Source organism: Streptomyces sp. NPDC046379, from assembly GCF_055587785.1.
The window spans coordinates 51,180-77,787 of sequence record NZ_JBVJFP010000007.1 but is presented as its reverse complement, the minus strand read 5'-3'; the positions used below and the strand labels follow the sequence as shown (position 1 = coordinate 77,787).

Annotated in this window: 16 protein-coding genes, 4 tRNA genes, 1 other RNA gene and 1 pseudogene; 11 read left to right on the top strand and 11 right to left on the bottom strand. The window is 73.6% G+C overall.

Features of this window, described 5'->3' with window-relative positions; genetic code table 11:
- The first annotated feature begins 99 nt into the window (after window positions 1-99).
- The 3 genes from ACZ6KF_RS14580 (at window position 100) to ACZ6KF_RS14570 (ending at window position 4,654) form a co-directional block, all read left to right on the top strand.
- Entirely contained in the window at window positions 100-1,401 is a 1,302-nt protein-coding gene (locus tag ACZ6KF_RS14580; RefSeq protein ID WP_356631328.1) for a type III PLP-dependent enzyme domain-containing protein, read from the top strand.
- 24 nt (window positions 1,402-1,425) lie between these two features.
- Entirely contained in the window at window positions 1,426-1,572 is a 147-nt protein-coding gene (locus ACZ6KF_RS14575) for a hypothetical protein (protein ID WP_356631326.1), read from the top strand.
- Window positions 1,573-1,975: 403 nt separating this feature from the next.
- Window positions 1,976-4,654, top strand: coding sequence for a type 1 periplasmic-binding domain-containing protein (locus ACZ6KF_RS14570; protein ID WP_469238571.1), 2,679 nt, complete (start codon window positions 1,976-1,978; stop codon window positions 4,652-4,654).
- 40 nt (window positions 4,655-4,694) lie between these two features.
- Here ACZ6KF_RS14570 and ACZ6KF_RS14565 read toward each other — a convergent pair.
- Window positions 4,695-5,153, bottom strand: a pseudogene (locus ACZ6KF_RS14565) (MBL fold metallo-hydrolase); the annotation flags it as partial.
- Between the two features lie 162 nt (window positions 5,154-5,315).
- Window positions 5,316-8,366 (bottom strand): FG-GAP-like repeat-containing protein, encoded by a 3,051-nt coding sequence (locus tag ACZ6KF_RS14560; protein ID WP_469238569.1) that lies wholly within the window; start codon window positions 8,364-8,366, stop codon window positions 5,316-5,318.
- A 668-nt stretch (window positions 8,367-9,034) separates the two neighbouring features.
- Here ACZ6KF_RS14560 and ACZ6KF_RS14555 point away from each other — a divergent pair.
- Both ACZ6KF_RS14555 and ACZ6KF_RS14550 read left to right on the top strand, forming a co-directional pair.
- Window positions 9,035-10,366: a DUF5933 domain-containing protein gene (locus tag ACZ6KF_RS14555; RefSeq protein WP_469238730.1), complete on the top strand. Its 1,332-nt coding sequence runs from the start codon at window positions 9,035-9,037 to the stop codon at window positions 10,364-10,366.
- A gap of 291 nt (window positions 10,367-10,657) precedes the next feature.
- Window positions 10,658-12,115 (top strand): FG-GAP-like repeat-containing protein, encoded by a 1,458-nt coding sequence (locus tag ACZ6KF_RS14550; RefSeq protein WP_469238567.1) that lies wholly within the window; start codon window positions 10,658-10,660, stop codon window positions 12,113-12,115.
- 473 nt (window positions 12,116-12,588) lie between these two features.
- Here the strand turns inward: ACZ6KF_RS14550 and ACZ6KF_RS14545 are convergent.
- Window positions 12,589-12,676: transfer RNA gene (locus ACZ6KF_RS14545), tRNA-Ser, on the bottom strand.
- 72 nt (window positions 12,677-12,748) lie between these two features.
- Between ACZ6KF_RS14545 and ffs the strand changes: the two genes are divergently transcribed.
- The 6 genes from ffs to ACZ6KF_RS14515 all read left to right on the top strand — a co-directional run bounded on the left by ffs (window position 12,749) and on the right by ACZ6KF_RS14515 (window position 21,770).
- Window positions 12,749-12,847, top strand: an RNA gene (gene ffs, locus ACZ6KF_RS14540) — signal recognition particle sRNA small type.
- Between the two features lie 86 nt (window positions 12,848-12,933).
- On the top strand, window positions 12,934-15,249 hold the full coding sequence (locus tag ACZ6KF_RS14535; protein ID WP_469238565.1) for a DNA polymerase III subunit gamma and tau: 2,316 nt from the start codon (window positions 12,934-12,936) through the stop codon (window positions 15,247-15,249).
- 127 nt (window positions 15,250-15,376) lie between these two features.
- Window positions 15,377-16,630 carry a phosphoribosylamine--glycine ligase gene (purD, locus tag ACZ6KF_RS14530; protein ID WP_356631281.1) on the top strand — a complete coding sequence of 418 codons (1,254 nt, stop codon included), beginning with the start codon at window positions 15,377-15,379 and terminating at the stop codon, window positions 16,628-16,630.
- Window positions 16,631-16,948: 318 nt separating this feature from the next.
- A complete protein-coding gene (locus tag ACZ6KF_RS14525; protein WP_469238728.1) occupies window positions 16,949-18,898 on the top strand; it encodes a hypothetical protein in 1,950 nt (649 codons plus the stop codon).
- Between the two features lie 386 nt (window positions 18,899-19,284).
- Window positions 19,285-20,799 carry a N,N-dimethylformamidase beta subunit family domain-containing protein gene (locus tag ACZ6KF_RS14520; protein ID WP_356631279.1) on the top strand — a complete coding sequence of 505 codons (1,515 nt, stop codon included), beginning with the start codon at window positions 19,285-19,287 and terminating at the stop codon, window positions 20,797-20,799.
- 71 nt (window positions 20,800-20,870) lie between these two features.
- Window positions 20,871-21,770 carry a phosphoribosylaminoimidazolesuccinocarboxamide synthase gene (locus tag ACZ6KF_RS14515; RefSeq protein WP_469175629.1) on the top strand — a complete coding sequence of 300 codons (900 nt, stop codon included), beginning with the start codon at window positions 20,871-20,873 and terminating at the stop codon, window positions 21,768-21,770.
- A 57-nt stretch (window positions 21,771-21,827) separates the two neighbouring features.
- Here the strand turns inward: ACZ6KF_RS14515 and ACZ6KF_RS14510 are convergent.
- The 8 genes from ACZ6KF_RS14510 to ACZ6KF_RS14475 form a co-directional block, all read right to left on the bottom strand.
- Window positions 21,828-21,900 (bottom strand) — tRNA-Gly (locus ACZ6KF_RS14510).
- Between the two features lie 22 nt (window positions 21,901-21,922).
- On the bottom strand, window positions 21,923-22,531 hold the full coding sequence (locus ACZ6KF_RS14505; protein WP_356631275.1) for a response regulator transcription factor: 609 nt from the start codon (window positions 22,529-22,531) through the stop codon (window positions 21,923-21,925).
- Window positions 22,528-23,856 (bottom strand): sensor histidine kinase, encoded by a 1,329-nt coding sequence (locus ACZ6KF_RS14500; protein WP_469158906.1) that lies wholly within the window; start codon window positions 23,854-23,856, stop codon window positions 22,528-22,530. The genes ACZ6KF_RS14505 and ACZ6KF_RS14500 overlap by 4 nt, the downstream gene beginning before the upstream one ends.
- A 74-nt stretch (window positions 23,857-23,930) precedes the next feature.
- Window positions 23,931-24,740 carry an ABC transporter permease gene (locus tag ACZ6KF_RS14495; RefSeq protein WP_469158800.1) on the bottom strand — a complete coding sequence of 270 codons (810 nt, stop codon included), beginning with the start codon at window positions 24,738-24,740 and terminating at the stop codon, window positions 23,931-23,933.
- Window positions 24,737-25,702 (bottom strand): ABC transporter ATP-binding protein, encoded by a 966-nt coding sequence (locus ACZ6KF_RS14490; protein ID WP_356631271.1) that lies wholly within the window; start codon window positions 25,700-25,702, stop codon window positions 24,737-24,739. The genes ACZ6KF_RS14495 and ACZ6KF_RS14490 overlap by 4 nt, the downstream gene beginning before the upstream one ends.
- Window positions 25,703-25,847: 145 nt before the next feature.
- Window positions 25,848-25,920: transfer RNA gene (locus tag ACZ6KF_RS14485), tRNA-Gly, on the bottom strand.
- Between the two features lie 80 nt (window positions 25,921-26,000).
- Window positions 26,001-26,072: transfer RNA gene (locus tag ACZ6KF_RS14480), tRNA-Gly, on the bottom strand.
- Between the two features lie 145 nt (window positions 26,073-26,217).
- Window positions 26,218-26,535 (bottom strand): histone-like nucleoid-structuring protein Lsr2, encoded by a 318-nt coding sequence (locus tag ACZ6KF_RS14475; protein ID WP_356631269.1) that lies wholly within the window; start codon window positions 26,533-26,535, stop codon window positions 26,218-26,220.
- Window positions 26,536-26,608: the final 73 nt, after the last annotated feature.

Here is a 26,608-nt window from a genome sequence, read left to right as displayed (position 1 = left end):
GCCTCCCGACGAAGACGCCCGTGGCGCTTCGGCGCGAGTCTGATGACACCGCCCGCGGTAGCAGTGGGCGGTGAGAACCCGACTCAGGGAGAGTGCACGATGACTGGTTCCGACAAGGCCGGCCGGCGCGAGCTGATTCTGCGGGCGGCCGTACGGCAGGGACTCCTGGACCCCGAGACGGCCCTGCTGGCCGGCTTCGTCGACCTCGACGGAGTCGAGGCGACCGTCGCGTCCCTGCGCGGCGCGTTCCCCGACTCGCTGCGGGTCCTGCACGCGTTCGCGGCCAAGGCGAACTGCCTGGTCCCCGTGCTGGAGCAGGTGCGTCTGCACGGCATGGGCTGCGAGGTCGCCAGCGCCGGCGAGCTGGCCCAGGCGCTGGAGGCCGGCTTCGAGCCCGCGCACATCGTGTTCGACTCCCCGGCCAAGACCCGCGCGGAACTGGTCCACGCCCTGAGCCTCGGCGTCGCGGTGAACGCCGACAGCTTCCAGGAGCTCGACCGCATCGACGACATCCTCGCCACCCGCCCCTCCGACTCGCGGATCGGCGTGCGCGTCAACCCCCAGGTCGGTGCCGGTGCGATCTCCGCCATGAGCACCGCGACCGCCACCTCCAAGTTCGGCATCCCCCTGGAGGACGAGGGCAACCGGCGGCGGCTGCTCCAGGCGTACCGCGACCGCCCCTGGCTCACCTGGGTCCACACGCACGTCGGCTCGCAGGGCTGCCCCCTCGACCTGATCGCCCGCGGCATCGCGAAGGCCGTCGACCTCGCCGAGGAGATCAACGCGCACCTCGGCCGCCGCCAGGTCACCGGCATCGACATCGGCGGCGGACTGCCCGTCAACTTCGCCGACGACGAGACGACGCCCGGCTTCGACGCCTACGTCGAGCAGCTGCGCGAGCACGCGCCGGCCCTGTTCTCCGGCAGGTACGAGGTCGTCACCGAGTTCGGCCGGTCCGTGCTGGCCAAGAACGGATTCATGGCGGCGTACGTCGAGTACACCAAGACCGTCGGCGGGCGCCCCATCGCCATCACCCACGCCGGTGCGCAGGTCGCCACCAGGACGGTGTTCGCCCCCGACGCCTGGCCGCTGCGCATCGAGGCCCACGACGCCGAGGGCCGCGCCAAGCAGGGCCCGCCCGTCGCGCAGGACGTCGCCGGCCCCTGCTGCTTCGCCGGGGACCTGCTGGCCCGCGACCGCGCCCTGCCCCTCCTCGACGCCGGCGACCTGATCGTCGTACCGGACACGGGCGCCTACTACTTCTCGACGCCCTTCCACTACAACAGCCTGCCCGAGCCCGCCGTGCACGGCGTCCGCGTCGACGCCGCGGGCCGGGTCGCGTTCACCCTCCTCCGCCCCGCCCAGGCACCCCACCCGGTCCCGGCGTACGCCGGCCGGTGAGCCGACGGAAGCAGGTGCGACGCCATGGACGTGCGACGCGTCACGCGCGACGCGGCCCGGTGGCTCTCACGCCGCCGCCGTGTCGCCGCCGATCAGTTCCTCCGGGGCGCGTGCTACGGAGCGGGCACGGCCGCGGTGGGCCTGCTGGCGGTGTGGCTGCAGACCCGCTGAGCCGGAAGCTTGGGGCGGGACGGGGGCCCGCAGCGAAACGGAGGCCCCGGACGACGCCGAAGCCCGGGGCGACACACAAGCCAAGCCCCGGGCCGGGACGGGCTGTTGGTCCGGTCTCGGCCGTCGGTCGGTCCGGTCCCGGCCGTCGGTGGGTCCAGGTTCCCGGCCGTCGGTCGGTCCGGTCCCGGCCGTCGGTGGGTCCAGGTTTCGGCCGTCGGTCGGTCCGGTCCCCGTCGTCGGTCGGTCCAGGTTTCGGCCGTCGGTCGGTCCCGCCTCCGGCCGTCGGTCGGGCCGGGCCGTCAATCCCGGTCCCGGCCTCCTGCCCGGTTCGGGACGACCCCGTTGTGACGCCCGCCACAACGCCGCTATCCTTCAACTCCTTTTCCGCGGGGGAGTTGCGCAGATGAACGCACCGATCGACGGCCCCAGATTCCCCAACGATCAAGCGATCGAGTTCGTACGGGAGTTCAGGGTCACCGTGGCCCCCGCGTACGAGAACCGGGCGAAACTTGCGACCAGTCCACCACTGTTCCTGTTACGCGTGCCGCAGGAGTCGTACCGCGGCGGCGTGGACCGCGTCGTCGCCGCCCTGACCGGAGCGCTGCGGCAGCGGGTGCCGTTCGCCCACCTCCCGGCCGGCACCGGTGCGGACGCCGACGCCCGGCTGCTGTCGGCCGGCGCGGGGACGCAGCTGTACCGCAGCGCCCCGCAGCACATGACCCCCGACCGCTTCCCGCACTTCCACGTCATGTGCGACCTGGTGGACTACATCAGGGCGCACCCCGACGAGTGGGCGACCAACGCCGACCAGGAAGCGCAACTGCGGGCGTACGCCGGCGAACAGCGGGCGGCACGCGGCGGCCCGCTCGCCTTCACCCGCATGGAGGGCCCCGCCCTCGACGGGGTCGCCGGCTTCCTGGCCGGCCTCAGCTGGCTGTCGTTCGTCCAGCTGTTCCCGCGCTGGTTATGGGCCCGCCGCGTCTCCCGCAAGGTCATGCGCGGCTGGCTCGGCGCCGAACCGGTGGCCCAGGGCAGCAACAACCTGTTCCGCGTGCTGGACCACGTGGCCGCCGAGCGCGCCGTCCAGCTCATGGACGACGCCGGTCACGAAGACGCGCTCCAGGAGTTCGACCGGCTGGTGCTGCGCGCGCTGCTGGAGGACCTGCGCCGGCCGGCGATAGGCCGCTTCCTGCCCGGCCGCCGCCGCAGAACCGGCCGCCCGGTCCTGTTCGTCGAGCTGCCCCCGCCGGGCGAGCCGGGCGCCCGCGCCGCGGAGCGGTTCCTGCGCGCCCTGGTCCTGGCCCGGGCCACCGCCCGTCCGCCGGGCCCGCTCGTCGTCGCCGTGGGCGTCCCCTCCGCGGCGCTGCTGCGGGACCTGGGCGACCCCCAGGAGAGCACCTTCCCGGAGGCGAGCGTGCGGCTCGCCGACGACGCCGGCCCGGGCGAGCCCGCCGTCCTGGTCGACGTCTCCGAGGCCGCCCTCGCCGCGCGCGGCGTGCCCGTCCTGCCCGTCGCGCCGCGGACGTTCCGGTTCGGCCGGCGCGTCCCGGCCGCCCTCGCGAGCGGGGTGGCCGTGCTCGCCCTGCTCGCCGGAGGCCTGCTGCTCCCGCCCGTCCTCTTCCCCCCGCCGCGCGACTGCCTGGGCGGCACCGGCTCCGTGGCGGAGTCGGCCCCCACCGAACCGACACCGGTGAAGGCCACCGACTGGTACGAAGCGGCCCTGGAGACCATCCGCGTCCAGAACGAGCGCGTCGCGGACTACGCCGCCCAGGGCCGCAAGGTGCGCAGGGTCGTCGTCTTCGTGTCCGACCGGCCGAGGACCGACGAGCAGACCCGCTTCGACGGGACGATCCCGGAGCTGCGCGGCATCGCCATGTGGCAGGAGAGGCTGAACGAGGACGCCGAGGCCAACAACTCCCTGATCCCCCTGCACGTGGACGTGCGCCAGGCCGGAGTCGCCTTCCGCGACGCCGAGCGCGAGGCGAAGCGGCTCGTCGCGGAGATGGCGGACGAACGGAACCTCCCGGCGTCCCGGCGGATCGTGGGCGTGCTGGGCTACGCGCAGAGCCGCAAGGAGACCCAGGCGGCGCTCCAGGTCCTGGGCCGGGCGGGCATCCCCACGATCGGCACCACCGCGACCGCCGACGAGATGCTCGGCGGCGACGCCGCACGCACCTACTGGCCCTCCACCCCGTTCAACTCCCGTGAGGCCAGGATCCAGGCGGACTTCGCGCACACGCGGCACATCGTGGCCGAGCGCGGACACGAGGACCGCTGCACCCCGGCCGAGCACGCCATCGTGATCGAAAGCTCCGCCGACCTCTACAGCCACAGCCTCGCCCAGCGGTTCGTCGACGAGTTCGACGGCACACACCAGGTGTTCGACTTCAACCAGGAGGGCGAGTTCAGCCCCGACCCGGTGAGCGGGGCGGTGACCCAGCCCGACGCCGATCTGCTGGCGGCGTCACTGTGCGAGGCGCTGGAGAAGAAGCCCCGGTCGGTGGTCTTCTGGTCGGCGCGCGCCAAGGACTTCACCGCGCTCATCAACTCCATGGACACCGCGGGCACCTGCACCGAGCGCGACGTGACGGTGCTCGGCGGCAACGAGCTGACCAACGTGGCGCAGACCGGCGCGTTCGCCGACAAGGAGTGGCTGCGCCTGTACTACTCCGCGCACCGGCTGCCCGACGACCATCCCGACGCCAGCGACCGGACCGACAGGTTCGTCGAGGACTACGTCGCCTATGTGGAGACCACCACCACGGGGACGGACCCCTGGAAGCAGGACGGCCACTCCGCGGTCTCGTACGACGCCTTCCACGTCCTGTCGGAGGCGGTGCGCGAGGCCGGCCTGGCCGACCCGGAGGTCGACCGCAAGTCCGTCCTGCTGGTCCTCGGCAACGGCGTCGCCTTCAACGGCGCCACCGGGTACGTCTCCTACGAGGGCGCCAACGCACCGCCCGACGACAAGACCCTCGTCCTGCTGCGCCAGTCCGGGAACCACCCGAAGGCCGTCCTGGTCTGCGGCGCCTACCGCCAGGGGGAGTCGAGCGAGAAGCAGGGCAAGCCGTGCGCGGGCTGAACGGCCGTGCGGCAACGTCCGCTTCACGCCGTGCGCCCCGTCACCCCACCTCCGTCACCGGCCGCATCGCGGCGTCGTACACCGTGCGGTAGTCCGGGACGACGACCCGCGTGTCCGGGGACGCCTGCCCGATCCGGGCGACGAAGTCCGCCACGTCCATGGACGGATCGGGCTGCGGCGAACCCTTCAGGGCCACCTCGAAGTCGTCCCGGTGCACGGGCACGGCCACGGGAGGACGGTCCAGCGCGCTGAGCAGCCGGGGCGCACAGCGGTGGGTGTACGTGCTGTTCGGCACGGCGATCGTCGCGAGGTCGGGACCGAGGCCCCGCACCGCCCGCTCCGAGAAGCCGCCGGCCCCCGTCAGGAACGCCGACGGGCCGTCCGCGCCGACGGTCACCTGGAAGACGAGGGTGTCGCCCTCGGGCAGGTCCTCGATGGTCCTCGGACGCTCCGCGGGCGGGGAGTTCAGGGTGCCCGGGACGAAGCAGGAGCACTTCTTCGCGGAGCCGGCGGCCGGGGTTTCGACCCGCGACCGCACGGCGGCCTCGGGACGCGGGGGCGCCCCGAGGCCGCCGGACGAGGCGCCGCGCCCGTGGTCGATGGTCCACGGCTGACGGGAAAGGGGGAGGTCCACTTGCTGACGGCAGGGGAGGCGGAGGGCTCAGAAAACGCCCTTGTACCCCTGCCACCCCGTGGCGATCCGCGTACGGCTCCCGAAGGACCCCTTGCCGTTGCCGTTGACCCGCCACACCGCCCCGGACGTGTCACGGGCCACCAGATCGCCCTTGCCGTCCCCGGTGACGTCGCCCACGCCCACCAGCACGTTGTACGACGACCCCCAGTCGCTGAAGACCTTCACCCGGCTCTTGAACCTGCCGGTTCCGGTGCCGTCGTAGCGCCACAGTTCGTTGGACCCGTCCTGGGCGAGCAGGTCGCCGTGGCCGTCGCCGTTGAGGTCGCCGGCGCCGACGATCTTCTTGTAGCCGGTCCAGCCGGAGGCGATCTTCACCCGGGTCGCGAACTTGCCGGTGCTGGTGGCCTTGTGGAGGTAGACGTCGCCGGTGGACGACTTGCGGGTGATCAGGTCGGCACGGCCGTCGCCGCTGACGTCGCCCGGCGAGGTGAGCACGTTGTACTGGTCCCAGCCCGTGCCCAGCGACGTGTACGGCGTCGACGGCGTCACCGCCGCGCCGCACGCCGGCCGGTAGGCGCGCAGGGTCCCGCTGCTGTACCGCACGAGCACGTCGTTGCACCGGTCGCCGTTCAGGTCGCCGAACGGCACGGCCTTCACCGTCGTGGGCCACCCGGAGCCCGTCCGCTTCCCCGTGAACGTCCCCTTGCCGGACCCGTACTGGTACGTCAGTCCGCCCGAGCCGTTCAGCGTCAGCACCTCGCCGAAACCGTCCGAGGCGACGAAGTCACGCCAGGCCGCCGCGGCGCCCGAGACCTTCACCGTGCCCGTCTTCGTCAGGGCCGCGCCCTGCCCGTCCGCCGGGTCGACGGTGAGCGACCAGGTGTACGCCCCGTTGCGGACCAGCCGGCCGGCGGTGTCCTTCCCGTTCCACGACGCGGCCACCACGCCGGGCGCCGGGCCGCCGGACAGGGTGCGCACGACCGTGCCCGTCGCCTTGTGCCTGACGACGAGCTGCCAGGAGGCGGCCGCCTTGTTCAGCCACCACTTAGGGGCCCACCGCCCCGCCCCGCCCTTGACGTCGGCCGACGCGGCGACCGTGGCGTCGCGCTGGACGAGCGGGGAGACGGGGACGCCGCTGGGGGTCAGGACGACGCCGTTGTCGGAGCGCAGCTGGGCGATGACGCCGGTGTACGGGTCGACGTCCCAGGTGCCCCACTCGAACGTCCCCGCGAAGTGCGGCACGGGCGTCCCGCCGCGGACGTCGATCACCTTGAGCCGGCTGTCCTCGACGGTCGCCACGAAGCCGTCGCCGAGCCGCGCCTGCTCCCAGCTGTCGCCGTCGGCCAGCGTGATGTTCCGGTCGGTGACCGTGTCGTAGACGCCCTGGCCCTCGGAGTTGAGCACGCAGTGCCACAGCAGCCAGCGGCCGACGGCCTGGAAGTCGTTCAGCAGGCAGCCGCGCCCGAACGACACCCAGTCGACCTCCTGCCCGGTGAGCAGGTCGACGGCGGTCACGGAGCCGCCGCCGGACCGCACCCAGAGGGTGGTGCCCGAGATGGCCGCGACGTTCTCCGTCGTCGTGTACAGCGTCCGCCCGCTGTCCAGGTCGACGACGCGGGTGAGCGCCTTGCCGTCGCTGTCCCACGGCTCCGTCAGGGCGGCGAAGCGGCCACTGGCGGCGGCCACGGTCTGGTACGTGCGGGAGCCGTCGATCAGCGTGCCGGGCAGGGACTGGCCGGGGCCGAGGAGCCGGGGCTGCTCGGCGGCGGAGGTGCCGTAGCCGGAGATGACGGTGCGTCCGTCGCCGGTGGGGAAGATGCGGGGGCGGCCCTCGGTGTAGTCCACCGCCGCGATCCGGCCGAGGTTGGCGCGCGGCCCGACGAAGGGGGCGCCGGTCAGACCGGTCTCACGGGTGTGGAGGTACGTCATCTCGCCCAGGGGGTCCTCCTCGACGGTGGTCAGCCGCCCCTGGTCGTACGTCATCTGGGACACCGTGTGCACGGCCTGCCGCGGGTACGCGTCGGCGATCCGGCGCACGGTGACCCCGCCGCCCTCGGCCGCCTCGACGAGGGACACGCCCCACCCGTCCGTGTCGGGGCCGCCCGGCACCAGGAGCCCGCCGTCCGGAGTGGCCATGGCGTGGTGGGACGACCTGGCCATGACCGTGCGGGACGGGGAGCCGTCCAGCGGCACGGCGTCGACCCGCCACACCGGGAGGTGTTCCTGGTGCCAGCCCAGGGAGGGCTCGTGCCGGGCCATGAGGACGGTGTCGCCGACCAGACCGAGCACCGACCCGGGGTCCGCGGGCACCTTCCGGGGGGCGGCGGTCAGGTCGTCGCGGGAGGCGATGTTCAGGGCGCCGTCGTACCACCACACCAGGTGCGTGGCACTGAGCGCGACCTGGCTGTACCAGGGCTCCACGTTGTACGGCAGGGTGATCAGGCGCCCCTGCTCGACGTCGAGCCAGGCGGTGAAGGTCTTCTCGTCCTTCTCGTACCGCACCACCTGTCCGTCCGCGTCGGTCAGCGTCGAGTTCCACAGGTAGGCGCCGGCGGGCGCCCCCTCCACCGTGCGGACGGCGACGGAGCCGTCGTCCCGGACGTCCAGCAGATGCCAGGTGGTGCCGGTCCGGTACGTGCCCGTGCTCGTGACGACGGTCGAGCCGAGAGTGCTCAGGTAGGAGTGCCCCTCGGGCAGCGCGACCTCGTTGACCTCGCCGGACTTCATGTTCCGCAGCGTGACGGTCCTCCGGGAGCCGTCGAGGCGGGCGACGACGTCCGAGCCCGCGCCGGAGCCGAAGGACCGGTACGTGTTCCAGCCGTCCGGGTCGACGACCGTGTCGACACCGTCGTAGCCCGTCCACAGGTGACCGCGCCCCTGCTCGTAGCGGAGGAAGCCCGAGGGCCCCGCGCTCAGCAGGCTCGTGGAGGGCAGCGCCGACGTGGTCGCCGGCACGACCACCTCCCCGGCGGCCGGGGCGGCGTGCACGCTGCCGGCCGTCAGCGGGCCGAGCCCGAGGGCGAGCGAGAAGGAAACGACGGCGGCGGTGGCGCCTCGTACGAGCACACGTCTGCCCATGCGGACCTCTCCGGGACGGGGGCGGAAGGCAGGGAGAGGCTTGCGCGTGCGCGCCGCCGAGCCGCAGGTCGTGACCGGCGGACGGACATGGCGTTCGGACACCCCCCGGCCAAGTGGCCGGATCGTAGCAGTCGGACGGGTCCATGATCACGAGGTGGGGTACATGTCCCTGACACGCTGGTCGGGTCGACGTGATCCCGCCCGCCCCGGTACGGCACCGCCGCCGACGTACCCGCACGCACCCGCATGGTTATTGACCTGCGCAGATGCGCTGTGCTTCGCTCAGCGCGAGAACCTGGGGGCACCGCCGACGACCACGGCCGTCCGCTCCGGGGGAAACTGCAGGGGCACGGATGGCGTGCGGGGGCGAAACAGGGGGGTACGAGGTGTCTTCGGCATGGGGTCCGCCACCTGACGGCCGCCGTCCGCCTGGGCCGGGCCGGCCCGAACACCCCGACTGACCCGTCCGAGGCGGCCGTTCCGCGCGACGACGCCCGCCCCGTCCCACCCCACCCCGCGCTTTCCCGCCTGAGCACCTCACCGCCGAACGAAGCTGACAGAAGTTGAGACACATACCACCGCAGAACCTTGCCCGCCCGCGGCGAATACCCGAGGGCGCCGCGGCCGCCCGGCCCGCGGGCGGCCGCGCACGGTTCGTCCTCTGGTCCCTGGCCGCCGTCGTGACCCTCGGGTTCCTCGTCGCGCTCGAGGTCGCCGCACGGCACTACGGCGCACCGGGCCCGATCACCACCCAGGCGCGGGAGGTGATCCACGCCCCCAAGTCGGCCGGTCTGCTCTACGCCGCCCTGGCGCTGACGCTGGTGGTGCTCCCCTGGCGGCAGCGGTTCATCGCCGTGGGGGCGGCCCTCGGCATCGACACCGTCTTCCTCGCCGTGCGGTGGGCGGCCGGCATCGAGACGCACGGCGGCCACCCCTTCGGCAACGGGGCACTGTGGGCGATCCTCGGCTGCGCGGTCGTCGCGGTCACCCGCCGCACGGGCCCCGAACGCGTCCTGCTGCTGAAGGGCGCGGGGCTCGGCCTCCTGCTGATGGCCGGCCGCAAGACCGGCGACACCTGGCTGCTCCTCACCTCCAAGACCCGCCCCGGCGTCCTCGACCAGTACGTGGCCACCGCCGACCACGCCCTGGGCAACCCGTCGTGGCTGGCCGGCCGGATCGTGACGGCGAGCGGCTCCGTCGGCTTCAACTTCCTCGACTTCGTCTACGGCAACCTCGCGGTGGCCGCGGTCCTCGCCGCCCTCTACCAACTGCGCAAGGTGGCCGCCGAACGCCGCTTCCCCCGCCATCACCTGGTCCGCACGTTCCTGGTGATCGGCCTCATCGGCCCCGCCTTCTACATGATCTTCCCGGTGGTCGGCCCGATCTTCGCCTACGGCACCGGCGCCGCCCACTGGGCGGAGGTCAGCCTGTGGGCGCCGGACATGCCGCCCAGCGCGCCCTGGGCCGTGGCCGACCTGTGGCCGCGGACGCTGCCGCCGATCGGCGCCCCGGAGCCGATGCCGTTCGACGGGATCACCCCGCGCAACTGCATGCCCAGCCTGCACACGGCATGGGCGGTCGCCATCTTCCTCCACACCCGCAAGGGCCCGCGCGCACTGCGCCACGCGGGAACGTTCTGGCTGGTCGCCACCCTGGCCGCGACGCTGGGCTTCGGCTACCACTACGGCGTGGACCTCGTCGCCGGTGTGGTCTTCACCCTCACCATCGAGGCGGCCCTGCGCGCCCACGACCAGGGCTGGGACCGCGCGGGCATCCGGCTGGTCGCCCACGGCACGACGGTGTTCACCGCCCTCCTGACGTCGTACCGCTGGCTGCCGGTCCAGATGGCCGAACACCCTTGGCTGTCCGGCCCGCTGCTCTTGCTGGCGATGGCCTCGGTGATCTACGCGTACGCACGGACGACGGCGACCTGGTCCCGGGGCCGGGCGCCGGCGCGCGCACCGGAACGGGAGCCGGAACCGGCGCCGGAGCCGGCCTGAGCGGAGACCGGCGACGACGGAACGCACCTCGACACCGGCCTGCGCAACACGCTTTCCCCGAGGCCCGGCCGTCCGCCGCCTCCGCCCCGGTCCCCGGCGTGCGGGGCGGTGTCCGCCGTCGCCCCGGAACAGCGGGCCGAGCGGGAGTGCGCTCGGCACCCGCGGCCGTGTGCGCCCGGACCCGCCGGACGCCGTACGACCTCCGTATCGGCGAACTCTCCTTTCCCGTACAACCTTTCGGGCTCCCCAGAGGTCAAATCCTGGCTCGTACGTATGCCTGGAGAGGAACTCATGCCCCGGTCCCACCACGAACGCTCCCGTCGTCGCGCCGTCCTCGGCGCCACCGCCGTCGCGGTCGCCCTCGCCGGCGGCCTGCTCGTCGCCCTGCCCGGCGGGGCGAGTGCCGCCCCGTCGGGCCTCGCCGACGACTTCAACGGCGACGGCTACCGCGATCTGGCGATCGGCGCCCCCGGCGCCGTCGCGGGCGGGAAGGCGAAGGCGGGTGCCGTGGTCGTCACCTACGGCTCGGCCGGCGGCATCAGCCCCGCGCGCCGCAAGACCACCTCGCAGGAATCCGCCGGCGTGCCGGGCTCCTCGGAGACCTCCGACCGCTTCGGCACCGAACTCGCGCACGGTGACCTCAACGCGGACGGCTACGGCGATCTCGTCGTGGGCACACCGCTGGAGGACGTCGGCGGCGACACCGACGGCGGTTCGGTCACCATCCTGTGGGGAGGCTCGTCCGGCCTGTCGGGCGGCACGGTGATCGGCGACCCGAACGCGTCGGGCCACGACCGGTTCGGCCAGTCCCTCGCGGTCGGCGACTTCACCGGTGACGGGAGGACCGACCTGGCCGTCGGTTCCACCGGCAAGGACGTGTGGATCTTCAAGGGCGGCTTCACCAAGTCCGGCGGCGCGGCCGGCAAGCTGCGCTTCGACGCGAAGATCGAGTCCGGCGCGTATCCCAGGGGCGCCGTCGAGCTGGCTGCCGGCGACTTCGACGACGACCGGGTGGACGACGTGGTGGTGGGATCCTCCACGGGCAACTTCGTCCACCGGGGCACCCCGACCGGGCCCGTCTTCCAGACCGAGGCGGGCCCCGGGTACGCGGGCGCGCTCACCGCGGCCGACTTCGACCGCGACGGGCACGACGACCTGGTCGTCGGCACCGACTTCCTCGACATCTTCGACCAGACGGCCGAGGGCGGCTACGTCACGGTGTTCTACGGCGGTACCGCGGGCGTCGACACCACCCGCAGCGCCGCCTTCAGCCAGGACACCGCGGGTGTACCGGGAGCGGACGAGTCCGACGACTCGTTCGGCGGCTCACTCGCCGCGGGCGACGTCAACGGCGACGGCCACCCGGACCTCGCCGTCGGCGCGAACTTCGAGACCATCGGCTCCGCGAGCCACGCGGGCAACGTCTGGGTGCTGCGCGGCGGCGCCTCCGGCCTGACGGCCACCGGCGCCCAGTCCTTCAACCAGGGCACCTCGGGGGTCCCGGGCGCCAACGAGTCCTCGGACCTGTTCGGCGGCGCCGTCCACCTCGCCGACCACAACAGGGACGGCCGCGCCGATCTGTCGGTGGGCGCGGCCGGCGAGAACAGCGACGACGGCGCCGTCTGGGTCCTGCGCGGCTCCGCCAAGGGCGTCACGACCACCGGTGCGGTGAACTTCGGCGCGTCGTCCGTGGGCATCGGAAAGCCGGGCCACGACCCCGTCTTCGGGCGCGTCATGTCGGGCTCCTGAGCACACGGACGGACGGCCGAAAGGGGCGGCACCCACAGAATCCCGGGTCCGCCCCTTCCCCGCACACCGCCGGGCGGACGCCGGACGCGCCGGCCCTGGACGCAGAAGCCGACGCATCGGGGAGCGGGGCGACCGAAGGCGTGGCCTCCTCGGAGCGGCCGACGCCTGCCCCATTCCGACGACCGCCACGTCGACCTCGTGACCGGTACGGGCGTTGGGGTCGTGAACGACACCGCGTCCGACGCGGGCCGGTGGACGGCCGAGCAGTTCGGGGCGGCCGACGATCTCCGCCATGGGCTTGGGGATGAGGTCCAGCACCACCGGAGCACGACCTGCGGGTCGTCGGCCTGGCGGCAGATGTCGGACAGTCCCTCCCAGGTCCCGCGCCGATCCGATCACACCGGCTGAGACCAGGCACGTCGAAGGGCCCCCTGTTTCCAGGGGGCCCTTCGACATCGTGCCCGGTGAGGCACTGGCGGAGGATACGAGATTCGAACTCGTGAGGGGTTGCCCCCAACACGCTTTCCAAGCGTGCGCCCTAGGCCTCTAGGCGAATCCTCCGTCGGAAACATTACATGACCCGGAGGAGTGCTCGCGAACTCGTTCGTGCCGGTCGGCATCGGGTACTCTGTGCGGAGCCCCTCACGCGGCGCTATCTGACTGAACTCCCCCAGGGCCGGAAGGCAGCAAGGGTAGGTTGGCTCTGGCGGGTGCGTGGGGGGCGCTTGCGTTCCCGGGCGAGGTCGGCCGGTCGCCGGTGGCGCTCGCCACTGACGGGCCGGGGCCCGTTGTCAGTGCGCGCCTATAACCTCGTAAGCGTGTCGTCTCTCGCGTTGTACCGCCGCTACCGCCCGGAGTCCTTCGCCGAGGTCATCGGGCAGGAGCATGTCACCGACCCGCTGCAGCAGGCGCTGCGGAACAACCGGGTCAATCACGCGTACCTGTTCAGCGGGCCGCGCGGGTGTGGCAAGACGACCAGCGCGCGGATTCTGGCCCGGTGCCTGAACTGCGAAGAGGGACCCACGCCCACCCCCTGCGGCGAGTGCCAGTCCTGTCAGGACCTCGCCCGCAACGGCCCCGGCTCGATCGACGTCATCGAGATCGACGCCGCTTCCCACGGTGGCGTGGACGACGCCCGTGACCTGCGGGAAAAGGCCTTCTTCGGCCCCGCCCGCAGCCGTTACAAGATCTACATCATCGACGAGGCCCACATGGTCACGTCGGCCGGCTTCAACGCGCTGCTCAAGGTCGTCGAGGAGCCGCCGGAGCATCTGAAGTTCATCTTCGCCACCACCGAGCCCGAGAAGGTCATCGGGACGATCCGGTCCCGGACGCATCACTACCCGTTCCGGCTGGTCCCGCCCGGCACGCTGCGCGAGTACCTCGCGGAGGTCTGCCAGAAGGAGGGCATCCCCGTCGAGGAGGGCGTCCTGCCGCTCGTCGTGCGCGCGGGCGCCGGATCCGTGCGTGACTCCATGTCCGTCATGGACCAGCTGCTCGCCGGCGCCGCCGCGGACGGCGTGACGTACGCCATGGCCACCTCACTCCTCGGCTACACCGACGGCTCCCTCCTCGACTCCGTCGTGGAAGCCTTCGCCACCGGCGACGGCGCCGCCGCCTTCGAGGTCGTGGACCGTGTCATCGAGCGCGGCAACGACCCCCGCCGCTTCGTCGCCGACCTGCTGGAGCGCCTGCGCGACCTGGTCATCCTCGCCGCCGTGCCGGACGCCGCCGACAAGGGCCTCATCGACGCCCCGGCCGACGTGCTGGAGCGGATGCAGGCCCAGGCGAGCACGTTCGGCCCCGCCGAGCTGAGCCGGGCCGCCGACATCGTCAACGAAGGGCTCACCGAGATGCGCGGCGCCACCTCGCCGCGCCTCCAGCTCGAACTGATCTGCGCCCGCGTCCTGCTCCCGGCCGCCTACGGCGACGAACGGTCCCTGATGGCCCGCCTCGACCGGATCGAGCGCGGTGTGAACTTCTCCTCGGGGAGCGGTGCGCCGACGATGGCGTACGTTCCCGGTCCCGAGGCGCACGGGGGAGCGGGGCAGGGGCCTGCGGCCGTCGCCGGCCCCGCGGGTGGGGTCGCTGCGGCGCGGGCCGCCGTGCGCGGGCCCGGGCCCGAGAGCGGTGGTTCCGGGGCAGGTACGGGCGCGGGCCATGTTCCCTCGCCGGGCGTGCCGACCGGCGGTGCTCCCGCCCCCGCCACTCCCGCCACCCCCGTGGCAGCCCAAGCCGCCCCCTCCGCCCCCGCCACGCCTTCCGCGCCCCCGCCCGCCGCACCGGCCCCCACCCCCGGTGCCTGGCCCACCGCCGCATCCGCCGGCACCGGAGCCGGCACCGGCACCGGAGCGGGCACCGCCCCCGCCCGCCGCCCCGGCGGCTGGCCCACCGCGGCACCCCCCGGCGGAGGCCCCGCCCCCGCCCGCACCGCTGCCCCCACCCCCGGCCCCGCCGCCCCTGTCACCCCGGCCACCTCTTCGTCCCCGCCCCCGTCCGCCGGCGGCCTCGACCCCCGTGCCCTCTGGCCGAACATCCTCGAGGTCGTGAAGAACCGCCGCCGGTTCACCTGGATCCTGCTCAGCCAGAACGCCCAGGTCGTCGGCTTCGACGGCACGACCCTGCAACTCGGCTTCGTCAACGCCGGCGCCCGCGACAACTTCATGAGCAGCGGCAGTGAGGACGTGCTGCGCCAGGCGCTGGCCGAGCAGTTCAACGTCCACTGGAAGATCGAGGCGGTCGTCGACCCCTCGGGCGGCGGCTCCGCGCCCCCGCCGGCTCCGGCCGGTGGGTTCAGCGGCGGCGGCAGCGGTCCCGCGGGCGGTTACGGCGGCGGTCCCGCCACCGCCGGTGGCTACGGCGGCACCGCGACGGCCGTCCAGCAGCGCCCCGCGCCCCCGGCCCGGCAGCAGACGTCCGCCGCGTCGCCCCCGCACCCGGCCCCGACGGCGTCCGCCCCCGCCGCACATCCCACGCCCGCATCCGCACCGGCCCCGGAGCCGCCGCCCGTCTCCCCCGAGGACGACGTCCCCGAGGACGACGACCCCGACCTCGACGAGTCGGCCCTCTCCGGGCAGGAGCTGATCGTGCGGGAGCTGGGCGCGACGGTGGTCGAGGAGTTCACGAACGAGTAGGCGGACGGCAAGCGGCCACGCGACCGCTACTCGCGATGCCCATTCGGAGGAACCCACAACCCCTCCACCCCCACCCCCTCGGCATCCCCCACAAATGCCGCCCGCCCCCTGCGGTTAGGCTGACCCCGTGAAGGTCCTCGTCATCGGCAGCGGCGCCCGCGAACACGCCCTGTGCCGCTCCCTGTCCCTCGACCCCGCCGTGACCGCGCTCCACTGCGCGCCCGGCAACGCCGGCATCGCCGAGGTCGCCGAGCTGCACCCGGTCGACGCCCTCGACGGCGCCGCCGTGTCCGCGCTGGCGCGGCGGCTCGGCGCCGAACTGGTGGTCGTCGGCCCGGAGGCCCCGCTCGTCGCGGGCGTCGCCGACGCCGTGCGCGAGGCCGGCATCCCGGTGTTCGGCCCCTCCAAGGAGGCCGCGCAGCTCGAGGGCTCCAAGGCCTTCGCCAAGGACGTGATGGCCGCGGCTGCCGTGCCCACGGCGCGGTCCTACGTGTGCACCACCGCGGCCGAGGTCGAGGAGGCGCTCGACGCCTTCGGAGCGCCGTACGTCGTCAAGGACGACGGTCTCGCCGCGGGCAAGGGCGTCGTCGTCACCGACGACCTGGAGCAGGCCAAGGCGCACGCCGCCGGCTGCGAGCGGGTCGTCGTCGAGGAGTACCTCGACGGCCCCGAGGTCTCCCTCTTCGCCGTCACCGACGGCGAGACGGTCGTCCCGCTGCGCCCCGCCCAGGACTTCAAGCGCGCCCTCGACGGCGACGAGGGCCCGAACACCGGCGGCATGGGCGCGTACTCCCCGCTGCCCTGGGCCGACCCGAAGCTGGTCGACGAGGTCATGGAGACGGTGCTGCAGCCGACCGTCGACGAGATGCGGCGGCGCGGCACCCCGTTCTCCGGCCTGCTCTACGCCGGGCTCGCGATCACCTCGCGCGGCGTCCGCGTCATCGAGTTCAACGCACGCTTCGGCGACCCCGAGACCCAGGTCGTCCTGGCCCGGCTGAGGACCCCGCTGGCCGGCGTCCTCATGGCCGCCGCCACCGGCAACCTCGCCGACCTGCCGCCCCTGCGCTGGAGCGAGGAGGCCGCCGTCACCGTGGTCGTCGCCTCCCACAACTACCCCGGCACCCCCCGCACCGGCGACCCGATCACCGGCCTCGACGAGGTGGCCGCCCAGGACGCCCCGCACGCCTACGTCCTGCACGCAGGCACCCGGCGCGAGGGCGACTCGGTGGTCAGCGCGGGCGGACGCGTCCTGTCCGTCACCGCGACCGGCGCGGACCTCGCCGAGGCGCGCGAACGGGCCTACCGCGCCGTCGGGCGCATCCGCCTCGACGGCTCCCAGCACCGCACGGACATCGCGGCCAAGGCGGCGTCGGGCGCGTAACGGCGCTGACCAGGCAGGCACTCATCAGGCCCCGGAGTTCACCCGAACCCGGGGCCTGATCCTTGCCCTCTGTCGATCACCTCTCCCCAAAGCCATTCCATCGAGTGACCGATGTCCCATCCGGCTGACTGGGGGCGCACCCCCAACTAGGGTGCGGCGCAAGCGGTCCGGCACCTGGCCCACCCGCGTGGCCACTTGGCCCACCGGCATTGCGATGTCGGTGGCGGGTGCCACAGTGGGGGGAGTGAGCAACGCCAGGACGGCAGGACCGTCGGGACCGGTGAGGACGGCAGGGGGTGAGGACGGATCGTGACCGGTATGGACGTGGAAGTGGGCGCGCAGGCCGCGCGATCCCGGGCGCTGGCCGTGCTGCGCATCCGCAGCCGGGCGCTGGCCGCCGCCGTGCTGCCGGGCGCCGCCGCGGTGGTCCTGCTCGCCGGCGGCTCCACCGGCCACCTCGTGGGCGGCGGCTGGGACGCCGCCCGCTGGGCGGTGGGCGCCTTCGCGCTGCTCGTACTGCTGCTCGCCGGCGGCTTCGCGCTGCTGGTCGCCCGTGCCCGCCCCGCCATGAGCCCCACGGTCCCGATCGCCGAGGACGCCGCCCCGGATCTGTACCGGCTGGTGCGCGACCTCGCCGACCGCCTCGGCGTCCCCGCCCCCTCCGCGATAGCCGTGACCCCGGACTGCGACAGCTGGCTGGAGGACCGCACCCACCCTGCACACGCCCCTCCACGGACCGCCTCGGCCCGCCGGGGCGGTCAGGCGCACGGAGGCGACCCGGGCGGCGCTCCCGGCTCGGGCATATCCGGCGGCCGACCGGGGCATCGCCGTACGACGGCCGCCCCCGTCCTCGTCATCGGCTCGCCGTTCCTGTGGTGGATGCGCGTCGGTGAGCTGCGTGCCGTGCTCGCCCCGGTCGTCGCCGGCACGGGTCCTTCCGCGCACCCCGACATAGCCGCGGCCCGGCGCTTCGTCCGGGGCCTGGACGCCGCGGTCGCCGCCGTCTCCCGACCGGGCCGTCCGCCCGTCGTGCGCACGGTGTGCGCCGGCCTCGGCTGGCTGACCCGCCTGCTGCTGCGCGGCTGCCGGGAGCACGCGGCGCAGATGGAGCGCGGGGTCGCGGCGGCCGCCGCCGAGCGTGCACAGGCTGTGGATTACGGGCTGCGGATCGTCGCGCAGGAACAGGTGGGGCTGGCGTACGCCGGCTGGGACCGGCTGCTCACGCGGGTCGCGCTGCCCGCGTGGCGGATGGGCCGCTGGCCCTCCCGGCTGGACGCGGGCGTCGTCGCGGCCCTCACCGAGCTGTCCCGCCGCGACCGGCTGGCCGAGGGCTTCGCCACCCGTCTCGGCGAGCGGCCCGCCTGCGACCTGCTCGAAGAGCCCGGCGCGGTGGACGAGGCCGCCTCGCTGCTCGCCGCCCGCCTCTTCCACGGCGGCCCCGCCGGGCCCAACCCGGACTGGTCGCCGGTGGACTGGCAGGAGTACCCGGAGGAGGTCGTCGACCGCAAGTGGCGCACCGACGCGGCCCGCCTCCACCGCGTCCTGGACACCCTCGGCGTCCGTCGCACCGCCACCGGCCACCACGGCGACGGAGACGGCGGCGGCCCCACCCTGTCCCGAGTCCTCGATCACCTCACGGCCCCGGCCACCCCGCCGGCCCCCGCCCCGTCGGCCCCGTCGGCCGCCGCCCAGCCGCCCGTACGGGGCGGCCCCCGCGAGGAACCGGCCGAAACAGCCGCGACGGCCGGGACGACGGACGACCCGCCACCCCCCGACCCCCACCGCGCCGCCCCCGACCCCCACCGCGCCGCCCCCGACCCCCACCGCGCCGCCGCCGACGACCCCCCGAGCGCCGCCTCCGGCTCCCGCTGCGCCGCCCTCGCCACCGGCCTCAGCGCGGAACTCGCCCGTGAGGAAGCCGCCGGCCCGGCGCCCCGCACCGTCCCGGCCTCCGGCCCCGCCGCCGACGACCCCGCCCTCTGGGACGACGGGACGCTCCCGCTGTTCCCCCTCCAGCCGCCCCGCACCCCCCGCGAACTGCTCGCCGACCACGTCACCGCGATGGTCTGCTGCGCCGCGATGGACACGGCCGGGGCGACCCCGGGGCTGGACTGGCTCGACGGCCCGTCCCTCCTGGTCAACGGCGAACGCGCGACCGACCTGGCCCCGAAGGTCCTCAGCCTCATAGAGGACGGCGACGCGGAGCCCCTGCGGGCCTGGCTGGCCCGGATGGGGATACGCCCCGAGAAGCCCGTACGCCTGGTCTGACGGTCTGGCTGACGGTCTGACCGACGGCCGCCCGGTATGACGACCGGACAACGGCACCCGGATCCAGTCGTTCCGCTTCTGGTCAATTCAGAACGAACAGTGACGGACTCGGCGCAGTATGTGATGTGCTGGGACTGAACGAGCTCGTGGCAAGCGCAGTCGACATAGGACAGTCGTGCGGCCGATCAAGCACAACGAGCCAACCACCAGAACGGCCACCACCAGCACGACCGGTACAACCAGCACGAGCGCGACAGCACGACAAGCGCAACAGCACGACGAGCGCCACAAGTACGACAAGCGCCACAAGCGCGACAAACAACCCCAAGCGCACAGCAAGCAGCGCAAGCGCAAGGAAAAAAGAACACCAGGGGAGGGGAGCGGCCATGGGATCGGAGCGGATCCGGCGCTGGGAGTCGGGAGCACTGGCGCATGCCGTGACGGATCCTTTCGGCCAGGGCCCCCTCCCGTGGCTGCGCGGCAGCGAGACGTACTTCGACGACACCGGCCAGGTCGTCCCCTGGTACGCCGACCCCGCGCCCGGCGCCGAGTACCCGCACTTCCCGTCCCCGCGCCACGCCACCCGCCCGGCGGCCCGCCCGCCCCGCCCCGTCGGCCCCCGCACCGCCGACGACGTGCGCCTCCAGATCAAGGGGTTCACGTCCACCGGAGCGGTGGCGCCGGGTGAGGCCGTCGACTTCCACGTGACCGTCGACCCGCCCCAGGAGTTCGGCGTCGACGTCTACCGCATCGGCCACTACGGCGGCGACGGCGCGGCGAAGGTCACCAGCAGCCCTCGCCTGTCCGGCATCGTCCAGCCCTCGCCGCTCACCGCCGACCGCACGGTCTCCTGCCACCACTGGTGGCTGTCCTGGCGGCTCCAGATCCCGTCGTACTGGAGCACCGGCGCCTATGTCGCCGTCCTCACCACGGCCGACGGCTACCGTTCGCACGTCCCCTTCACGGTCCGCGACGACCAGCCGGCCGACCTGCTCCTGCTGCTGCCGGACGTCACCTGGCAGGCGTACAACCTCTACCCGGAGGACGGCCGCACCGGCGCGAGCCTCTACCACGCCTGGGACGAGGAGGGCCGGCTCCTCGGCGAGGCCGACGCCGCGACGACCGTCTCCTTCGACCGCCCGTACGCGGGCGCGGGCCTGCCGCTGCACGTCGGCCACGCCTACGACGTGATCCGCTGGGCCGAGCGCTACGGCTACGACCTCGCCTACGCCGACGCCCGCGATCTGCACGCCGGCCGGGTGGACCCCACCCGCTACCGGGGCCTGATCTTCCCGGGCCACGACGAGTACTGGTCCGCGAACATGCGCCGCTCCGCGGAACGCGCCCGTGAGCACGGCACGTCCCTGGTCTTCCTCTCCTCCAACTCCATGTATTGGCGCGTGGAGTTGGGGCCGTCCCCGTCCGGCGCCCCGGACCGGCTGCTGACCTGCCGCAAACGCAAGGGTCCGGGGCGGCCCGTGCTCTGGCGCGAAGTGGACCTGCCCGAACAGGAGCTGATCGGCATTCAGTACGCCGGCCGGGTCCCCGAGCCGCACCCGATGATCGTCCGCAACGCCGGCCACTGGCTGTGGGAGGCGACCGGCGCGCACGAGGGCGACGAGATCGAAGGGCTGGTCGCCGGCGAGGCGGACCGTTACTTCCCGCGCACCCGCCTGCCCGACCACGACGAACGCATCCTGCTCGCCCACTCCCCGTACACCGACGGCGACGGCGTCCTGCGCCACCAGGAGACGTCCCTGTACCGCGCGCCCTCCGGGGCATGGGTCTTCGCCTCCGGCACCTTCGCCTGGTCGCCGGCCCTGGACCGTCCCGGCCACGTGGACCCCCGTATCCAGCGCGCCACCGCCAACCTGCTCGACCGCATCTGCAAACGCGACTGACCCCCCGTCCCCGGCCGTTCCCCCGCATACGGGAGAATCGAGTCACTTGGACAGAACCACGGGGAGGAACCGTGTCCGGATTCGTCGAAAAGCCCGAGCCGCTTGAGGTTCCGGGCCTGGTGCATCTGCACACCGGCAAGGTGCGCGAGCTGTACCGGAACGAGGCGGGCGACCTCGTGATGGTCGCCAGCGACCGCATCTCCGCCTACGACTGGGTGCTGCCGACCGAGATCCCCGACAAGGGGCGGGTCCTCACCCAGCTCTCCCTGTGGTGGTTCGACCAGCTCGCCGACCTGGTGCCCAGCCACGTCCTGAGCACCGAGCTGCCCGCGGGCGCCCCCGCCGACTGGGCCGGCCGCACCCTGGTGTGCAAGTCCCTGCGGATGGTCCCGGTGGAGTGCGTGGCCCGCGGCTACCTCACCGGCTCGGGGCTCGCGGAATACCAGGAGTCCCGTACCGTCTGCGGCCTCGGCCTCCCCGAGGGCCTGGTCGACGGCTCCGAGCTGCCCGGCCCGATCTTCACCCCGGCCACCAAGGCCGAGGTCGGCGAGCACGACGAGAACGTCTCCTACGAGGAGGTGGCCCGCCAGGTCGGCGCCGACATCGCGGCCGAGCTGCGCCAGGCGACGCTGGCCGTGTACTCGCGCGCCCGTGACATCGCCCGGGACCGGGGGATCATCCTCGCGGACACCAAGTTCGAGTTCGGCTTCGACGGCGACGACCTGGTCCTCGCCGACGAGGTCCTCACCCCGGACTCCTCCCGCTTCTGGCCGGCCGACCAGTGGCAGCCGGGCCGCGCGCAGCCGTCGTACGACAAGCAGTACGTCCGTGACTGGCTGACCTCGGCCGAGTCGGGCTGGGACCGCAGGAGCGAGCAGCCGCCGCCCGCGCTGCCGGAGCCGGTCGTCGAGGCGACCCGGGCCAAGTACGTGGAGGCGTACGAGCGCCTGACCGGAGCGCGCTGGTCGTAGCGGCGGCGTAGGAAAGAGCAGAAGGCCCCCGGTGAGAGCCGGGGGCCTTCTGCAGCGAGCGGACGACGAGGCTCGAACTCGCGACCTCAACCTTGGCAAGGTTGCGCTCTACCAACTGAGCTACGTCCGCATGCGCCGTGGCGCGACAGCCACTATACCCAACCTCGCTCGCGTGCGAGACGCACCGCGGTATGACGGTTCTCCACCCCGAGCTTGGACACGGCCGAGGACAGGTAGTTCCGCACCGTCCCCGGCGACAGCGCGGCCCGCTCGGCGATCTCCGCGACCGGCGCCCCGTCGGCGGCCAGCTCCAGCACCTCGGCCTCCCGCGCGGTCAGCGGCGAGTCCCCGGCGGAGATCGCGTCGGCCGCCAACTCCGGGTCGACGTAACGGTTTCCGGCGTGCACCGTGCGGATGATCTCGGCGAGCCGCTGAGCGCTCACCGTTTTCGGGACGAACCCCCGCACACCCGCCGACAGTGCCCGCTTCAGATGTCCGGGCCGGCCGTGGCTGGTGACGATCAGGACCTGGCAGCCGGGGAGTTCGGCGCGCAGGGATGTGGCCACCTTCACACCGTCCGCGCCGGGCATCTGCAGATCGAGGACGGCGACATCGGGCCGGTGCGCCCGGGCCATCGCCAGCGCCTCCGGGCCGGTGGCGGCCTCGGCGACGACCATCAGATCATCCTCCAGCGACAGCAGCGCGGCGAGTGCGCCCCGGATCAGATGCTCGTCGTCGGCGAGCAGCAGCCGCACGGTCACGAGGCGACCTCGGGCACACCCGCGCCCACCGGGGCCCCGGAGCTCTCGGACGCCCCATCGGCCTCGGCCACCCCGTCGCCCTCCGGAACACCGCGAGTCATGGGAATCCCCTCCGACACAGGCACCTCGGCAATGACCCGGAACACCCCTCCACCTCCCACGACCCCCGCCGCCAACGTCCCCCCGACCGCCGCCAGCCGTTCCCGCAGCCCGGCGAGCCCGGAGCCGAGCCCCACGCAGTCACCGGGCCCTTCGCCCACGCCGTCGTTCTCCACCGTCAGCACCACGCGCCCCCCGCTCACCCGCAGCGCCACCTCGCACCGCCGCGCGTCCCCGTGGCGCAGCACGTTGGTCGTGGCCTCGCGCACCACCCACCCGAGCGCCGACTGCACCTCACCCGGCAGCCCGGCCGCCGCCGTCTCGCCGGACGTCTCGCAGCCGATGCCCGCTGCCGTCAACACGCCCTGTGCTCCCGCCAGTTCCGCCCCCAGGTCGGCCTCGCGGTAGCCGCGGACGACGTCCCGGACCTCGCGCTGGGACTCCCGTGCGATCCGCTGCACCTCGATCATCTGCTCCACCGCCTCGGGCCGCCCCCGCCGGGCCAGTTGCACGGCCAGTTCGCTCTTGAGCGCGATGACGGCGAGGTTGCGGCCCATCACGTCGTGCAGGTCGCGCCCGAACCGCAGTCGTTCCTCGGCGACGGCGAGGCGGGCCCGGGTCTCGCGGGCGGCGTCGAGTTCGTAGACGGCGCCCAGCAGCCAGCCGGAGAAGATGCAGGTGAACGCGACGAACCCGGAGCCGAGCAGCACCGCGGCGGCGGTGGCCAGGGCCTCGACGCCGGACGCGCCGAGCGGGAAGGTCACCAGCCCGGCGCCGGCGGCGAATCCGCCGATGAGGGCGAGCACGCGGCGCCGGTCGCGGACGCCGAGGGCGATGTTCCCGGCGCCGAAGATCAGCACGACGGCGAAGACGGCGCCGGCGGTGGAGTCGACGCGCTCGGCGTCCGGTCCGTGCTCGGCGATCATGAGCGCGGCGACCGCGATCACGGCGGTGGCCACGGACAGCGTCCACACCAGGGCGACGGGCTGGGGACGGGTGCCGCGGTCCCAGTCCAGCGCGCGCGAGGCGGTGACGGCGCAGATGACGGCGTGCAGGGCCACCATCGCCGTCAACGGCCCGCCGGCCCGGCTCCCCGCCTGCCCCACGGCCGGGAGCCCCGCGGTCAGGAACTCCACGACCGCGAAGAAGTGGAAGGACCACCGGGTGTACGTCTCGACCTTCGCGGGGGTGCTCTTCCCCCGCCACCACCGCTCCGGCCTGCGCACCCGCCCCGGCCTGTGCACCTGCTCCCGCTCCCGCTCGGGCCTGCCCACCCGCATCCCGCCCCCTCTCCGGTCCGTCAGCGTCGGGGCTCCCACCGGAACCACCGCCCTACAGCAAACACGGCGACCGCGGTCCAGGCCAGCCCGGTGGCGAGCGCCCCGAGCGCCTCGTAGGCCGACAGGTCGCCGGTCCACGCGCCGCGCACCAGGGTGATCACCGGGGTGAAGGGCAGCAGTTCGCAGACGGAGGCGGCCCGGTCGGGCAGCATCTCCAGCGGGACGGCGACGCCCGAGCCGAGCATGGACGCGAACAGCATCGGCAGGCTCGTCACCTGCGCGCTCTCCGCGGTTCTGGTGACCGCGGACGTCACCGCCGCCAGCGCCACGCACAGCACCAGGCCGAGCAGCACGCCGAGCACCGCGAGGTGCGGCTCGGTGGGCGCCCCCAGGTCGAGGAAGACGGTGCAGCCCACCGTCAGCAGCACGCACTGCGCCAGCCCGATCCCCGAGGCCGGCAGCGCGGCGCCGACGAGGATCTCCCGGTCGCGCAGTTCCCCGGTGCGCAGCCGCTTGAGCACCAGTTCCTCGCGGCGGACGACGTAGGAGCTGGTCAGGGCGGCGTACACGGCGAACAGCAGGGAGAAGCCGATCGCGGCGGGCAGCATCACCAGGCCGACGGACAGGCCGGCGTCGGCCAGGTCGTCCTCGGCGAAGGCGGAGCGCACGGTCAGCGGGAGCATCAGCGGCACCAGCACTGCCGTCACCAGGGTGGCCCGGCTGCGTACGAGCAGCGTCAGCTCGGCCCGCGCCAGCGCGCCCATCCGTCCCGCGGTGGTCGTCGTGGCGCGGTCGGCCGCCGCGGTCCGGTCCGTCGAGGTCGTGGTCATGCGGAAGCCCCTTCCCTGTGCGCCCCGGCGTCCGCCGCGGCCCGTCCGGCGATCCCGAGGAACGCCTCCTCCAGCGAGGCCGACCGCACGTCCAGCCGGCCCAGTTCCACCCCGGCGTCGCGCGCCCACAGCAGCAGCCCGGTCGCCGCGCGCTGGAGTTCGTACGTCCGCAGCCGCACGAGCCGCCCCTCGGTGGAGTGGCCGACGACGCCCAGCTCGCCGAGGGCGGGCAGGTCGCCGAGGAAGTAGCCGTCGGGCAGTTCGAAGGAGATCCGGGCCGGCTGGGAGGCGGTCACCTCGGCCGGGGTGCCGGTGGCGGCGATGCGGCCCTCGTGCAGGATCGCCAGCCGGTCCGCGAGGCCCTCGGCCTCCTCCAGGTAGTGCGTGGTCAGCAGCACGGTCGTGCCGCCGTCGCGCAGCCGCCGGATCAGTTCCCAGGTGTCGTGCCGCCCTTCGGCGTCCAGACCCGTGGTCGGCTCGTCGAGGAAGAGCACCTCGGGGTCGCCGAGCAGCGCCAGCGCCAGGTCCAGCCGCCGCCGCTCGCCCCCGGACAGCTGCTTCACCCGTACGCCGGCCCGCGCCGCCAGCCCGACCAGTTCCAGCGCCTCGTCGGTCGGCCGGGCGCCGCTCGTGCAGCCGGCCCACATCCGCACGGTCTCCGCGACGGTCAGCTCGGACGGGAACCCGCCCTCCTGGAGCATCACCCCGGTCCGCGGGCGTACGGCGGCCCGCTCGGCGCAGGGATCGTGGCCCAGGACCCGCACCCGGCCCCCGGCCGGTTCCGCGAGCCCTTCCAGCAGCTCGACCGTGGACGTCTTGCCCGCCCCGTTGGTGCCGAGCAGCGCGAAGACCTCCCCGCGGCCGACGTGGAAGGAGATTCCGCGCACGGCCTCGAACCCGCCCCCGTACACACGCCGCAGGTCGGTGACCTCGATCACGTGCTCGTGTTCGTTGGTGTTCATGACACCAGCGTCTCCGCCACGGGCCCCTTCCGGCAGTGCGCGCTGTCACCGCCCGGCATGACAAATGTCAGGCGCCACGGGGCCGGCGGCCGGATGAGGACGCACGAAAAGACCCCGGTCCAGAAGGACCGGGGTCTCATTCCCGAGCGGACGACGAGGCTCGAACTCGCGACCTCAACCTTGGCAAGGTTGCGCTCTACCAACTGAGCTACGTCCGCATTGCCTCCGACCGGCTTTCACCGATCGGCGCGAGCACCAGCCTACCTGATCCACAGCAGTGGTCCGGACGGCGATGCAGAGCGGGTGACAGGAATCGCACACTGCGCCTTCCCCCTGGAAGGGGGATGTTCTACTACTGAACTACACCCGCGTGTTCCGTGAGCTGGGCTTTTCCGGCCCCGCCCTCGGCGTGCTCCAGACATTAGCTGATCAGCGGGGGGGTTGCGCAAGTCGGTTGTCCCGAGGGGCCCGGCGGGAGCGGCCCGCGGGCCCCGGGACGGCCGACTCGCCCGGCGTCACTGCGCCTCGGCGAACGCCTCGTAGACCTTCTTGGGGATGCGGCCGCGGGCCGGCACGTCCATCTTGTTGGCCTGCGCCCAGGCCCGGACCGCCGCCGGGTCGGGGGCCACCTCGGTCTGCCGGTAGGCGCGGCCCGACCGCGACCGCTTGCGGCCGGCCTCCACGTAGGGCTCGAGAGCCCTGCGGAGCTTCTCGGCGTTTGCTTCGTTCAGGTCGATCTCGTACGACTTGCCGTCGAGTCCGAAGGCGATCGTTTCCGCCGCTTCCGAGCCGTCGATGTCGTCAAAGAGAGTGACCACGACACGCTGCGCCACGAATATCGGTCCCTTCGTGCGACCTCTCTGCGATGACGTGCCAGGACGTCGCGAAGATGCCGCGGAGATGTCG

What these genes read in the sequence shown, in the direction of transcription:
- ACZ6KF_RS14580 (WP_356631328.1), top strand. Translation starts at nt 100, where the DNA reads ATGACTGGTTCCGACAAGGCCGGCCGGCGCGAGCTGATTCTGCGGGCG.
- ACZ6KF_RS14575 (WP_356631326.1), top strand. Translation starts at nt 1,426, where the DNA reads ATGGACGTGCGACGCGTCACGCGCGACGCGGCCCGGTGGCTCTCACGC.
- ACZ6KF_RS14570 (WP_469238571.1), top strand. Translation starts at nt 1,976, where the DNA reads ATGAACGCACCGATCGACGGCCCCAGATTCCCCAACGATCAAGCGATC.
- ACZ6KF_RS14560 (WP_469238569.1), bottom strand. Translation starts at nt 8,366, where the DNA reads ATGGGCAGACGTGTGCTCGTACGAGGCGCCACCGCCGCCGTCGTTTCC.
- ACZ6KF_RS14550 (WP_469238567.1), top strand. Translation starts at nt 10,658, where the DNA reads ATGCCCCGGTCCCACCACGAACGCTCCCGTCGTCGCGCCGTCCTCGGC.
- ACZ6KF_RS14525 (WP_469238728.1), top strand. Translation starts at nt 16,949, where the DNA reads ATGGACGTGGAAGTGGGCGCGCAGGCCGCGCGATCCCGGGCGCTGGCC.
- ACZ6KF_RS14520 (WP_356631279.1), top strand. Translation starts at nt 19,285, where the DNA reads ATGGGATCGGAGCGGATCCGGCGCTGGGAGTCGGGAGCACTGGCGCAT.
- ACZ6KF_RS14495 (WP_469158800.1), bottom strand. Translation starts at nt 24,740, where the DNA reads ATGACCACGACCTCGACGGACCGGACCGCGGCGGCCGACCGCGCCACG.
- ACZ6KF_RS14490 (WP_356631271.1), bottom strand. Translation starts at nt 25,702, where the DNA reads ATGAACACCAACGAACACGAGCACGTGATCGAGGTCACCGACCTGCGG.